General features: G+C 61.1%; 10 protein-coding genes and 1 tRNA gene. 6 read left to right on the top strand and 5 right to left on the bottom strand.

Features of this window, described 5'->3' with window-relative positions:
• The first annotated feature begins 49 nt into the window (after positions 1–49).
• From J2Z17_RS14565 to J2Z17_RS14555, 3 genes are all read left to right on the top strand, one after another.
• On the top strand, positions 50–1189 hold the full coding sequence (locus J2Z17_RS14565) for a glycosyltransferase family 4 protein (RefSeq protein WP_209946262.1): 1140 nt from the start codon (positions 50–52) through the stop codon (positions 1187–1189).
• A 55-nt stretch (positions 1190–1244) separates the two neighbouring features.
• Entirely contained in the window at positions 1245–1754 is a 510-nt protein-coding gene (locus J2Z17_RS25435; protein WP_280923370.1) for a DapH/DapD/GlmU-related protein, read from the top strand.
• A 75-nt stretch (positions 1755–1829) separates the two neighbouring features.
• Positions 1830–2735 (top strand): glycosyltransferase family 2 protein, encoded by a 906-nt coding sequence (locus tag J2Z17_RS14555; RefSeq protein WP_209946257.1) that lies wholly within the window; start codon positions 1830–1832, stop codon positions 2733–2735.
• A gap of 163 nt (positions 2736–2898) precedes the next feature.
• Here the strand turns inward: J2Z17_RS14555 and J2Z17_RS14550 are convergent, their stop codons facing one another.
• The 4 genes from J2Z17_RS14550 to J2Z17_RS14535 form a co-directional block, all read right to left on the bottom strand.
• Positions 2899–4509 carry a hypothetical protein gene (locus J2Z17_RS14550; RefSeq protein WP_209946255.1) on the bottom strand — a complete coding sequence of 537 codons (1611 nt, stop codon included), beginning with the start codon at positions 4507–4509 and terminating at the stop codon, positions 2899–2901.
• A 244-nt stretch (positions 4510–4753) separates the two neighbouring features.
• A complete protein-coding gene (locus J2Z17_RS14545) occupies positions 4754–6805 on the bottom strand; it encodes a hypothetical protein (protein WP_209946253.1) in 2052 nt (683 codons plus the stop codon).
• A 404-nt stretch (positions 6806–7209) separates the two neighbouring features.
• Positions 7210–7285: transfer RNA gene (locus J2Z17_RS14540), tRNA-Thr, on the bottom strand.
• Between the two features lie 145 nt (positions 7286–7430).
• Positions 7431–8393 carry an NAD(P)H-dependent flavin oxidoreductase gene (locus J2Z17_RS14535; protein ID WP_209946251.1) on the bottom strand — a complete coding sequence of 321 codons (963 nt, stop codon included), beginning with the start codon at positions 8391–8393 and terminating at the stop codon, positions 7431–7433.
• Positions 8394–8662: 269 nt separating this feature from the next.
• Between J2Z17_RS14535 and J2Z17_RS14530 the strand changes: the two genes are divergently transcribed.
• Positions 8663–9775 carry a hypothetical protein gene (locus J2Z17_RS14530; protein WP_209946249.1) on the top strand — a complete coding sequence of 371 codons (1113 nt, stop codon included), beginning with the start codon at positions 8663–8665 and terminating at the stop codon, positions 9773–9775.
• Positions 9776–9902: 127 nt separating this feature from the next.
• On the opposite strand, the gene ppk2 is transcribed toward J2Z17_RS14530, so the two are convergent.
• On the bottom strand, positions 9903–10784 hold the full coding sequence (gene ppk2 / locus J2Z17_RS14525) for a polyphosphate kinase 2 (protein WP_209946247.1): 882 nt from the start codon (positions 10782–10784) through the stop codon (positions 9903–9905).
• Positions 10785–11094: 310 nt separating this feature from the next.
• Here ppk2 and phoR point away from each other — a divergent pair, with 310 nt between their 5' ends.
• Positions 11095–12273, top strand: a complete 1179-nt coding sequence (phoR, locus tag J2Z17_RS14520; RefSeq protein ID WP_417715067.1) for a phosphate regulon sensor histidine kinase PhoR — start codon at positions 11095–11097, stop codon at positions 12271–12273.
• Between the two features lie 297 nt (positions 12274–12570).
• Positions 12571–13626, top strand: coding sequence for a phosphate ABC transporter substrate-binding protein PstS (gene pstS / locus J2Z17_RS14515; RefSeq protein ID WP_209946243.1), 1056 nt, complete (start codon positions 12571–12573; stop codon positions 13624–13626).
• The last annotated feature ends 39 nt before the right edge of the window (positions 13627–13665 follow it).

Here is a 13665-nt window from a genome sequence, read left to right as displayed (position 1 = left end):
CTACGCGCAAGGCCGTTATTTTCCCCGTCGACCCGAATGGTTTTCAAGAATGAACAAAGAAAAACTCAAGATCAATATCGTCATGGGTCCTTTCTATCCCATTCCGCCGGTTCGTGGGCTGGCCGTCGAGAAACGTCAATTCGCCATGGCGCAGGAATATGCAAAGGCGGGTCACGACGTCACGATGATTTCGCGGCGTTTCGAGGGTTTGCCCCATAGGGAGGTGAAGGACGGTATCACCCATATCCGCGTCCCTTCTTTCGCCCAGCCGAAGCCCGGCCTCCTCTACCGCCTGCTGGATCTTATCTATAGCATGCTGGTGGCCGTCTACATGCCGAAGGCCGATATCACGGTGACCAACAGCGTCAGCGCACCGCTGATACTTCCCCTGTCGAAAGCCGGAAAAATCGCCGTCAGTGTCGGCCGCTATCCCAAGGGGCAGATGGGGTTTTATCGTCGTGCGACCCGGCTGCATGCGGCCTCCCGCTTTATCGGTGATGTGATCAAGGAGCAGTCCCCGCAGGTGGCCGGCAAGGTGCATGTTGTCAACAATGCCATAAGCCATGACTTTGCCGAAGCGATCGAAGGGGTCCGCTCAGCGCGAGCAAGCAACATCACCTATCTTGGCCGCATCAGCCGGGAAAAGGGTATCGACATCCTCATTAAGGCCTTTGCGGACCTTTCGCCACGCTTCCCAGAATGGCACCTGACATTGATCGGTCCCTTTGAGATCGACAGGGGTGGCGATGGGGAAGGCTATCTCACCGAACTGAAGACGCTGGCCGCCTCGGCCGGCAGCCGGATCCATTTTGCCGGCCCGCTCTATGGCGGCAGGGAGATCATCGCCCGCCTGCGCCAAGCGGATATCTTCGTCTACCCTTCCGTGGCAGAGAAGGGCGAGGCCTTCGGCATCGCGCCGGTCGAAGCCATGGCCTGCGGCTGCGCGCTGGTGGTCTCGAGCCTCAGATGTTTCGAGGATTTCGTAGAGCCGGAGGGTAACGCTCTGGTCTTCGATCATCGCAGCAATGCCGTGAACAATCTTGCCTCTTCGCTGAAGCGACTACTGAGGGATGAAGAGTTGCGGCAACGGCTAGGGTCTGCTGCGATGAAGACTGCCGAAAATTTCACTCCCGCCACAATTGCCCAGCACATGCTGTGCGACTTCAACAAACTCGTGGCCGATGCGTAAAATCAAGCATTTCAGGCATCAGACGAGCGCCAACAGCAGTCCATGGACCTTTCGCATGCGGATGGCCCTGCTGGTCTGGGAATATGCCTGGATGGTCTTCTGCCGATGGACACCAAAGCCCGCGAACCGCTGGAGGCTTTTGGTATTGCGAATGTTCGGAACAAAGATCGAAGGGCGGCCTTTTGTCCATCAACGCGCCCGCATTCAAATCCCCTGGCATGTGACGCTGCGCGACCGGTCGTGTCTCGGTGACCGCGCCAACCTCTACAGCCTTGGGGAGATAGAGATCGGTGAGCGCGCGACCATCGGCCAAGAAGCTTATCTGTGCGCCGGAAGCCACGATTTCGACGACCCGTCCATGCATCTCGTAACCGCCGGGATCAGTGTTGCTGAAGACGCTTTCGTCGGGGCTCGCGCCTTTGTTATGCCCGGCGTCCATATTGGACACTCGGCCGTGGTGGGAGCCTGTTCCGTCGTCACGCGGGATGTTGCGCCAGCGGCCTTCGTCGCCGGGAATCCGGCCCGCCCGACGGGACGAACAAGGAGCAAACCGTATGTTACCTAGCAATTCATCGCATGCTGGAGGAACGGCCTGCACCGGACCTTTATCCATCGGCGAAAGTCATGGTCGCAGGTTCTGATGATCGCCGTCATCATCCTCACCTACAACGAAGAGCTGCATCTGGCGCGCGCCCTCGAAAGCGTCGCATCATTCGCCAGCCAGATCTTCGTGATCGATTCCTACTCTACGGATCGAACCGTGGAAATTGCCGAAGGACAAGGCGCCGTGGTCCTGCAGCATCCCTTCCAGAACCAGGCCAAGCAGTTCAACTGGGCACTGCAAAACGCACCTGTCACGGCTGACTGGATCATGCGGCTCGATGCCGATGAAATCATCGAGCCGCCGCTCGCCCGCGAGATTATGGAAAAACTGGGCACGTTCAGCACGGACATCGCGGGCATCAACCTCAAGCGCAAGCATATCTTCCTTGATCGATTCATTCGGCACGGCGGGCGTTACCCGCTGATCATGACCCGCATCTGGCGCCGTGGCCGGGGCCGGGTCGAGGATCGCTGGATGGACGAACACGTGTTGGTCGAGGGCGGGCGCACAATCACCTTGGACAACCCCTTTGCCGATCACAATCTCCATGATCTCGGCTATTTTACCGAAAAGCATAACAGATATGCGACCCGGGAGGCGGTGGACGTGCTATGCGATCGCTATCGCCTCCTACCGCAGACCCAGGCGATCAGCAGCCATTCGACTTCGCTCCAGGCCTCGGTGAAGCGCTTCATCAAGGAACGGATCTATAATCGCATTCCCTTCCCAATCTCGAGCCTCGGATACTTCCTTTTCCGATACCTCTTGCAACTTGGTTTCCTCGACGGCCGCGAAGGGCTGATCTACCACTTCCTACAAGGCTACTGGTACCGGTTCCTGGTCGGCGCAAAGGTGCTCGAATTCGATCGAAGCCTGCGCCCTCTGGATGATGCCGAGGAGCGACGGACAAAATTGGCAGAGATTACCGGGCTGCGACTTTAAAGAACCTGGCGGTCCCCTGCGCGACCGGCGCCGGGTCGGCTGGTCGCAAGTAGAGGAGTGTTCACAAGCCAGTGCCCATCTTCAAGTCAAATAGTGCGGCTCGAAATGGTAGCACCCTGCAGCCATCTTAAGGTTATCTGCTACGCCTATCCCTCTTCTACGCTTACCAACCCTTTGCCGAAAGGAAAGCTTGCAATCCCGTCGCCATCTGGGTCATTGCGGAACTGTTGAGGTGGTAGAGATCGGCAGGATAGTTCAGCATTCGGTCCTCATCGATTACACCATCGCTGTTCGCAATCCAGTCACGCCAATCCAAAATATGGTCGGGCCAGCGCAGCCGCATCTCTGCTCGTATGGCAAGAGCATTGCTGCCGGACATTCCATAGGGCACGCTGGGGGGTATGAGGACGAAACGTTCATGATCAAGCCGGTTGAGTATGTTACCGATACGACCGCAATAGTCTTCAATCGAACCATAATCATTGGGGGATCCGTCCCATAGGACGAAAGTGAGTTCCTTCAGCAGGGTCGCACGAATGGCAACACGCGCCTCTATATCGGAGATTGCGCTGCCACCGACGGCAGTAGTGATGACCGCACGGCCAGAGATATTTCGCGTTTCCAGAGAAAGCCCCGTCCCTCCCGTATTGGCGACATAACTGTCACCTTCGGTCCAGATGGCGTCCATCGGCGCCGTGACCTTTTGGAGCCACCAGTCCGGCTGCCAATCATTGACGACAGCAAGACGGTGGATTCGGCCTTGGAAAAAGTCTCCCGAATAGCTGCGTCCGATCCACAAGTGGCTGGATCCAGGCAATTCGGCAAGACTGTCGCTGATTGCGGTGCCGCCATTCAGGCTGGCGGCGAATGCATTACCTGCAGAACTGCCAGCGAGCGAAAGCGAATAGCGGGTGGACGCGGCCAGGGGGGCTAGGTCCAGCCGAGCGAAATCGGTGTTATTGGCGCGGAAAGAAACTGTAAGTTCGAAGGTTGTCGACAATTCGACACGGATGCGATCACGTTCTGATTCAATATCAGACTGCGCAATCACTTGCGGCGCGGCAAGGGATGCAGGCGTACTGAATTCGACAAGAAGGCTGACGCCATCCGAGCCACTGTCCCAACCGGCAAAGGGTATGACCTCATACAGCTCGAAATCATCGAAATAGGCGGTTCCGGAACCAGCCGATGAAGAGTTTCGAGCGCCTATCCAGACGCCAGAACTCCGACCGGACACTTTCAGAGTGCCCGCTAACATTGTGGTGCTCGGCAACGCAATAATGCCCGATGCTGCGTTCAGCGTCGAATTGTTCGACGAGGTGAAGGCATAGCAGGTGGTTGCGGTTGTCCCGCGCCGGCCGCGCGCCGAACCGATTGCTGCGCGTCCTGCGCCAAGCGCGATCGCCTGGGAGAAGCCGGAAAGGTTGCCGGCGGCTGTCAGTTCGATTTCGCCGTTGATGCTGGCGATCGTCCCGCCTTGGAAGGCGGTCCAGCCGGCAAGCGCATTGCCATCGCCGTTGATGACCAGGTTCGGACTGTCCGGCGACACGTAAGGGCCGATGGTCCGCGCCGCGCCGGAGGCGGTTCCCCCAATCGCAGCCAGGGCAGCCCCTTCGCTGCGGTAGAGCTTGCCGGCATGCCATCCGCGGTCATGCTCGCTGTCGAGATCCAGAATGGCGGCTCTGCCGGCCGCGTCCTTGACGACCCAGTTGTCAGACGTGACCGCCTGACCATTTGCCTGCTGCAAGCCCGCTGCGATCGCGATACCGAACATTGCCAATCTCCTGCCAAAATACCAGCCACCGGCGCCACGGCGCGCCGGACGGGAGTGTGCCCCCTCCCGAAGCGACGGGGAAAACCGGACCCGGCAAAAGGGCGGACAGTCGAGTGGCCGAAACGGAGAACAGCTCTGCTTTGTCCACAAAGGCTGCCCGAAAATCGGAAACGCCTCTCGAAAGAAAGCGCGCAAATTCATGGAGTTAGGGGCCTGTTACCCGTTTCGTCAAACGCTCCGCGCGCTATCGGCGTGTCTGCAACACGGCGCGCGCGACATCGTCGGTGTTATTGTCGCGAAGCGTTATTTTTTCCACGCCCGCCAAAATGCGTATACCGACCGACGTATGGGCTATGCGATTGCCTTCGATCAGCACATCGGAAATCGCCGCAGCGGGTGCATCGTCGCCATCGAGCCGGATTTCCGCTCCCGTTGCCAGGTCATTGCCGCGGATCACCAGCCCATGGCTGAGCACGGTGTCGTTGCCCTCCGGCTGCCGGGCCATGACGCTGATGCCCGATACCGCCTGCAGGCCCGGCCCGTCGAAACGGTTATCCAGGACCTGAATGTCGAAATTGGGCTGCAGCCCGCCACGACCCTGCTTGTATTCCTTGGCAACGAGCGACACCCCCGTGCTTCGCACGAACCGATTGTCGGCAAAGACATGGCGGTATCCGGTGCCGTAGATCTGCGCTGCGCCCGTGTCCTCGAAGCTATTGCCGATAACCAGAAAATTCTCCTGCATCGGCACGACCGTCACCGTGTCGCCATCACCGATCGTGGCCTTCGCCCTGCCATCGAGTTCGACCCGGTTGCCATCCTTGCGCCTGACGTGGAAGACAGCGCCGGCCGCCTTGCCGGCAAGGACGAAAAGTCCGGAACCGGCCCAGGGCCTTTGGGCCAGATTGCCGAAGCTGCCCTTGTCCAGCGTAATGTCTCCCGCGCTTTCAACGGCAACCGTTCCCCGGAAAAAGCCACCCGGACCATCGGAGGTCAGCGCCTCGCGATCCAGCCCATAGATCGCTTCGAAGCGGTTGCCGCGAAAGAGCAGGTTGCGGATGGAATTCGAGCCGTCGAGCGTGTTGACGCCGCCGCCGCTCGCCTGCAGATCGGCCCCGATGAACCGATTATGCTCGACCAGCACGCCATCGGCGCCGGATATGCCATACCAGCCGCGGGCACCGTTTCGAAACACATTGCCTGAAAGCCGTGCGGCGCGCGGCCTCACAAGTACGACGGACCGCATCGAGGAGGCAATGTCGCAGCCGTCCACGACAAGATCGGCACCGGCAAGGCGCAGGGCCGCGGCACCATCCTTGACATGCCGCTGCATGTCGCTCAGCCGCCGCTCGCGCTCCTGCGGCGTCAGGTGGCCGAGATAGGCCGAGGCACGGATGGTCACATCGCGAAGGACGATATTGCGCACATCCGGCAGGGGTTGCAGACCATCGTCCAGCCCGCCCCTGACGATATCGTAATGCCGCCCCGCACTGATCGTCAGCGTCTCGACGGAAAAGTCGCCGGTGCCTGCAATCATCGCTTCGGGTGGCATTTGGCTGTCGCGCCAGAACAGGGTAACCCCTGAGCGGGATGTGCCTTTCAACCCGACACCCTTCGGCATGCGGAGCGCGGCTTCCAGCCAGTAGGTCCCGGGCTCCAGCAGAACCGTGCCGCCGCCGCGATTGGCAAGGCCGAGAAGAGCCGCATTGATCCGCCGGGCATCATCCCGCCCCCGGGCAGGCCTAATGGGGCGCAAGGTCAGGACCGGCTGCTGCCGCGCGGCCGGCGGCGCAATCGTAACCGTGCCGGCTCGCCTCCAGGCTGTGCGGTCTCCGTTCCCATTCCAGAGGCTCGCCGCGTATCGCCCGCGAGGCATGGTGGCGGGCACCGCAAATTGCGCCGACCACGGATCAGGGCTGTCGGGCCTGAGATCGAGCGCCTGGCCGCTCGGCGACGTCAGCCGCAGGATCGCGTCACCGCCCAAGGCAATGTTGCGCCCGGACACCCGTAGCCAGCCGCCCGGCGTGCCGGCCTCTCCCTGATCGCCCTGGGTCCAGTATATATCCGGGGCGTTCAGTTGCATAACTGAAGAGCCCGAAGCGCTCTGCAGCCTGACCGAAAAGACGCCCGGTTGCAGATCGGCCGGCAAAACGAATGTCAGCCCTGTGGCCGACGCCTCAAGGATGCCTGCCTTGACCGCCGCTGCCTGGTCGCTTTCTGTCCCGTCCGCTTGATCGGCCAGCCGCGTAACCTCGACATCCGTCACATCCGCCAGATCCGCTCCGGCGAGCTGCACTGCCTGTCCCGGCCGAACGGGATCACTGGCCCAGAAGACTGCCGGGGCCGCAAAGACCGGGCCCGGCAAGAAAAGCGTGGAGAAGACGAAAACGGCAGCGGACATCGTCCGCGGAAAATACACGCTGAAACACATGATTGCCCTGCCTCTTGCGAACCTTGCGGGCACAGCGGCCCGCAATCAGGGTAAAATCGACAATCGAAAACGGCATTTGTCCGGCAGGATGCACCGGGTCCCGGAAAACTGGTCTGCGCCGGCAGCGAGCCGGACACTGGAACAATGAATAGGAGCTCAACCTGAGAGATTAATCGACACTCGTCAAGGCCGGCGTGACCAGCGTCGCGACGGAACGCAACCTCGCCCGAATGCAGGGGCACGACGACAGGAAAATTTCAGGCAGGGAATGGTGCCGCTTGCAGGACTCGAACCTGCGACCCCATCATTACGAATGATGTGCTCTACCACCTGAGCTAAAGCGGCGTCGCGCGGGGCACACGGGAGTGCCCTTCGACTTGAAGGGGCTGATACATGGATCGGCTTTCAATTTCAAGCCGGGAAATGCCCCGGCTCCGGCTTTTTCAACCGCGCCGCATGTTCCGCCAGTCGCGCCTCGAATGCGGGCCGCCTATTCACTCAGAATGCGGGCGCGGGCTGCTTGGTATTCGCCTTCGAGCCGATCGACCAGTGCAGACACCGGCTCGACGGCCTGGATCGAGCCGACCCCCTGCCCGGCACCCCAGATGTCCTTCCAGGCCTTGGCGCCGGTGACCGCCTTGTCGAAATCCATCTTTGACGGATCGGCCACGGGAAGGTTGTCCGGATCCATGCCGGCCGCCACGATCGAGGACTTCAGGTAATTGCCGTGAATACCGGTGAAATAGTTGGAATAGACGATATCTGCGGCACCGGCCTCGACCAGTGCCTGCTTGTAGGCCTCGCTGGCGCGCGCCTCTTTGGTGGCGATGAACGGCGTGCCGACATAGGCGAGATCGGCGCCCATTGCCTGTGCGGCCAGAACCCCGCCGCCGGTGGCGATCGCGCCAGCCAGAAGCAGCGGCCCGTCGAACCAGCTGCGGATTTCCTGCACCAGCGCGAAAGGGGAAAGCGGTCCTGCATGGCCGCCAGCGCCAGCTGCAACGGCGATCAGGCCGTCGGCACCCTTGCGGATCGCCGAATTGGCGTGGCGGTTGTTGATCACATCATGCAGCACCGTGCCGCCATAGGAATGGATGGCAGCATTCACCTCCGGCACGGCGCCGAGCGACGAGATGACCAGTGGCACCTTGTATTTGACGCAGAGCATCAGGTCGTGCTCGAGGCGCTTGTTGGAGGTGTGGACGATCTGGTTGACCGCAAAGGGCGCCGCCGGCCGCGCGGGGTTGGCGGCATTATGCGCCGCGAGGTCCTCGGTGATCATCGCCAGCCACTCGTCGAGCTGGCTTTCGGGACGGGCATTGAGGGCCGGAAACGAGCCAACGATACCGGCCTTGCACTGCGCAAGCGTCAGCTCCGGATGCGAGATGATGAACAGTGGCGAGGCGACCACTGGCAGTCGCAGATTGTTCTTCAGCACCGGTGGCAGAGCCATGTTTTCCTCCCGGGAAATTCTTACGTTTACGAACACGTCAATTGTTAGCAGAGTGCCGGACGGTTGAAAAGACGCATGACTTTCGCCCTCCTGCTGCTGCGTCCGGCTCGCCCGCATGCCATATTTCAACCGCAAAACGCTGGAAAAGCGCTTGATCCTAAGGTGAGCAAAGGTCCTGCACCCTTGCGCCGCCGCACGTCACCGTCTACCCAAGACAAGTCAAGCGGGCCTCATTTTGCCATCGACCCGCGCTGAGGAGCAGTATGCCTTTGAGCGGATTGGAAACGGCCATCCGGAGCGCACTCGAGCGCTCCGATCGTGAAAATGCCGAGCAGCGGGCGCGCATCTACCAGTCGGCGCGCCAGGCGCTGGAGGCGGGGCTGCACAAGAAGCAGATCGCCGACCGGACGGTGATCGAGGGCCAGCGGCGCCAGCTGGAAGAAATCATCCACAAGATAGAACTCGAGGAGCGCCAGCGCCTGTCCGCCGCAGCTCCAGCGATTGATGGCGGTGCCGAACCGTCGATGACGTCAGGCCGTCCGGAAGCACTGTCCCCAGAAAGCGACGCGCTCCACGACACCCATAGGCGGCCGGAGAGCGGCAGCCTGGATGGCGTGCATGCGATGCGCGCCGACGCCGGCGCCCCGACCGCTGCTCCCGCCGCCGGCGTTCCGGAAGGCCTTGATTTCGGCGCGGAAGCCGTTTCCCGGACGCGCAAGCGAGGCTCCGGGCTGTTCTCGCGCCTGTTCATCCTCGCGATCCTGCTGGCAGCCGTCGGCATGGGCGCCTGGTGGGTCTACAGCTCCGGCGTGCTTCTGCCGCCCTCGTCGCGCGACACGAGCCTGCCGGCGCCGCAGCCGACCGCTTCCGCCGAGGATTACAATCCGGCGCCCGCCAACGGCGCGAACCCGTTCGAGGAGCACAAGACCTTCAACGGCGACTGGCTGACCGTCTTCACGCCCGAGCGCATCGCCGCGCTGAAGCCGCGCGCCAATGCCACCGTCGATATCGTCGGCAAGGGCGAAAACCAGGCAGCACGGCTGCTGGCAAACAGCGGCGATGACGATGGACGCGTTGCGATCACCGTGCCGGTCGATGTCCTCGCCCAGATGGCCGGCAAGACCTCGACCATCGCGGTGACGATGAAGTCCTCGTCCGACGATCCGACCCGCATCGCTATTTCCTGCGATTTCGGTCCGATGGGCGAATGCCCCCGACATCGATTCACGATCAATTCCGAACGGCTGGACATTCTCTTCCGGGTGTCCTTCGACGCCGCCTCGGCACCATCGACGCCGGGGCTCCTGCTCCTCAATCCAGATCTCACCGGCAAGGGCGGCGGCGTCGATATCTTCGGCATCCGGGTGCTGCCGGGGAACTGATCCCGGCAGACGACTGACTTCTTGATTTCACCTTGGCTGCAGCGCGAAAGCCGCACGCCATGCCTCCAAACCACATCGGGTTCTAAGGTCGCATCAAAACGAGAGTTTGCGATTGATCGCAGGTGCGTCAGGCGACGAAGCCCGAGCCGTGACCGAGAATCCGTTCGTCGATCTTGCCGATCGCCTTGTCGTCCTTCTCGTCGTAGTCGATCGACTGCAGGATATGTCGGATCACATTGACGCGCGCGCGGCGCTTGTCGTTGGATTTCACCACCGTCCAGGGTGCCGAGCCGGTATGGGTCTGGTTCAGCATGCGATCCCGCTTGACGGTGTAATCGTCCCATTTGGACAGGGCGGCAATATCCATCGGCGAAAGCTTCCACACTTTCAGCGGATCGTGACGGCGGTCGTGGAAGCGCTTCAGCTGCATTTCCTGGCCGAGATTGAGCCAGAACTTGAAGAAGATCACCCCGTCCTCGACGATAAGTCGCTCGAAATTCGGCACCTGCAGCAGGAAATGTTCGTATTGCTCAGGCGTGCAGAAGCCCATGACCGGCTCGACCCCGGCACGATTATACCAGGAGCGATCGAACATCACGAATTCGCCCGCACTCGGGAAATGCGGCACATAGCGCTGGAAATACCACTGGCCGGCCTCTGTCTCCGTCGGCTTTGTCAGGGCGACGATGCGGGCATAGCGCGGGTTCATGTAGGACCGCACGGCATGGATCGTGCCGCCCTTGCCGGCGGCGTCGCGGCCTTCGAAAAGCGCCATCACCCGGCGGCCCGTTTTCTGCAGCCAGAACTGCACCTTGACCAATTCGATCTGCAGCTTTTCCAGCTGCTTTTCATAGTCATCACGATCGAGTTTCTTGTCATAGGGATAGTCATCGGACGACAAAGCGTGATGCTCGATCCATTTCGGTAAATCCGGATCATCGATGTCAAAGCGGTGCCGCTCGGAGCCGATTTCCAACTCTATCGATCTATCCGTGGTCGTGTTTCCCATGTCGCCTGGCCTTGCTTTCGTTTGGATTTCGAACGTCAACGGGCTTTCGCCGCAGCGAGTTCCGCTCCAATCTGCCCCGGCAACGGCATTCGCGCAATCCATCGGGGATCTCCCCGCAAGATGGATGGCAGGGGGCGAAAACATCTGTCATGAATTGCGCCTATCAAGGATGGAGCGCTTGCCGGACAAAGCTTCTGATGAACATGGCATTCGAAGGATGGACGACGCATTGAACGAGACCACGCCTGCAGCGCACCACGTCGCCAAGATCGCAGTCAGCCGGGCGTCGGTACTGGTCATCATCGCGCTGATGATCGGAGCCGCCCTTGCAACGCGCCTACACCTTGGCCTGGCACTTGCCCTTTGGTCGCTGGCCCTGGTCGGACTTCTGGCCCGTCTCGTCGTCCAGCGCCCAGAGACCATTCGCGAAAGGGCCAACATAGCGCCGGAAGCTGCGCGCCATACCCTCTCCACGGTTCTGCAGGCGGTGACCGATGCGCTCGACATGCCCGCCGTGATCCTGCGGGCCGACGGCATGATCCTGCAGCAGAACGAGGCGGCCGACCGGTCGTTCGGACACCTCAGCGACGGCATGCATGTCTCGGCGCGCTGGCGGTCTCCCAGCATTCTCGACATGATCCGCGACACCGTCGCCACCGGCCTGCCCAACCAGGTGGAGCATTCCGAGCGCCTGCCGTCGGAGCGGGTCTACATCACCCGGATCGCGCCCGTCGTCATGCCGCAGGGCGCAGTTGCCGACGAGCCACTCTACCTTCTTTCCTTCAAGGATATCTCCGAACTGCGCCGGCTCGACCGCATGCGCAGCGACTTCGTGGCCAATGCCAGCCATGAATTGCGCACACCGCTCGCCTCGCTGCGCGGTTTTCTCGAAACCCTGCAGGGTCCGGCCAAAAACGATCCCAAGGCGCAGGAACGCTTCATCGTCATCATGCTCGATCAGGCCAATCGCATGAGCCGGCTGGTCGATGACCTGCTGTCTCTTTCGCGGCTGGAAATGAAGGCGCATCTGGCCCCCGAGGACAAGGTCGACCTTGTTTCGCTTCTCGGCCATGTGCGCGACAGCTTGCAGCCGCTGGCGGAAGAAATGGACGTGGAACTCAGTCTCGACCTGCCGGACGGCCCGGCCCTTGTCCTGGGAGACCGCGACGAGCTCGTCCAGGTGTTTGAAAACCTGATCGAGAATGCCTGCAAATACGGCCAGGACGGCAAACGCGTCGATGTCGGGGTGAAAGCGATATCCGGCAAGGCCGTCGAGGTCAGCGTCGTGGACTACGGTCCGGGCATCCCGCCGGAACACGTGCCGCGGCTCACCGAGCGCTTCTACCGCGTCAGCCTGGCTGACAGCCGATCGAAAAAAGGAACCGGATTGGGCCTTGCGATCGTCAAGCACATCCTCACCCGCCACCGCGCGCGGCTGATCATCAAGTCGGAACCCGGGGCGAAAACCGAGTTCACGGTGCGTTTTTGACACAAAACGATCGTGCAATTTTGCACTCCGTAATTTTCATCATATAATTCAATGACATGATCTGTCATAAATGTTTCATTGAAGTGACATAAAACGGCGGTGGAACAGGGACTAAGAAGGTCTTGCCGGGCGCCGGATGTACGACGAAAGCAAGTGGGGAGGCCTGCATGACAGCCAAGACGAAGTCCTGCAGTCGGCTCGAACAGACCGCCTATTCGTCGCACATGGTTCCGGCCTGTGACGGCACCGCTAACCGGCGTTGAAGCCGGTTTTGATATTCCCAAGAGGAGCACCTCAATGAAACACATCATTCGCCCGATTGCCTACGCCGCAGTCCTGGCTTCCGCCAGCTTCCTGTCGACCTTCGCTCAGGCTGCCGACATCTCCGGCGCCGGCGCCACCTTCCCCTACCCGATCTACGCAAAGTGGGCCGACGCCTACAAGACCGAGACCGGCAACGGCCTGAACTACCAGTCGATCGGCTCCGGCGGCGGCATCAAGCAGATCAAGGCCAAGACCGTGACCTTCGGCGCATCCGACGCTCCGCTGTCCGGCGACGAACTCAAGGAAGCCGGTCTCGCCCAGTTCCCGATGGTCATGGGCGGCATCGTCCCGGTCGTCAACGTGGAAGGCCTGAAGTCCGGCGAACTGGTTCTCGACGGCGAAACGCTCGCCAAGATCTTCATGGGCGAAATCACCTCCTGGGATGATGAAGCCATCAAGAAGCTGAACCCGGATGCCAAGCTGCCGTCGCAGGCCATCGCTGTCGTTCACCGTTCGGACGGCTCGGGCACCACCTACAACTTCACCTACTATCTCGGCGACATCTCCGCCGACTGGAAGGAAAAGATCGGTGTAGACAAGGCTGTCGAATGGCCGGTCGGCATCGGCGCCAAGGGCAATGAAGGCGTTGCCAACAACGTCGCCCAGACGGCTGGCTCCATCGGCTACGTCGAATACGCCTATGCCAAGCAGAACAACATGACCTATGCCGACATGCTCAACAAGGACGGCAAGAAGGTTGCTCCGACCGCAGAAGCCTTCGCGGCCGCTGCTGCCAGCGCCGACTGGAACTCGCAGCCGGGCTACGGCGTCATCCTCGCCAACCAGCCGGGCGCTGAATCCTGGCCGATGACGGCTGCCACCTGGATCCTGGTTTACGAAAAGCCCGAGGATGCAGCAGCAACCACCGAAGCCCTGAAGTTCTTCGACTGGTCCTACAAGAACGGCGGCAAGATGGCCGACGAACTCGACTACGTTGCGATGCCGGAAAGCGTCGTCAAGAGCGTCGAGGAAATGTGGGCCAAGGACATCGTTGGCGAAGACGGCAAGCCGCTCTTCCCGGCCATGTAATCAAGCTCTGAAAGAGGGGCTGCGTGTTCGCGGCCCCTC

This window comes from Heterorhizobium halophytocola (genome assembly GCF_017873095.1).
GTDB lineage: Bacteria > Pseudomonadota > Alphaproteobacteria > Rhizobiales > Rhizobiaceae > Allorhizobium > Allorhizobium halophytocola.
The sequence above is the reverse complement of the archived record's forward strand: the minus strand, read 5'-3'. Positions and strand labels throughout refer to the sequence as shown.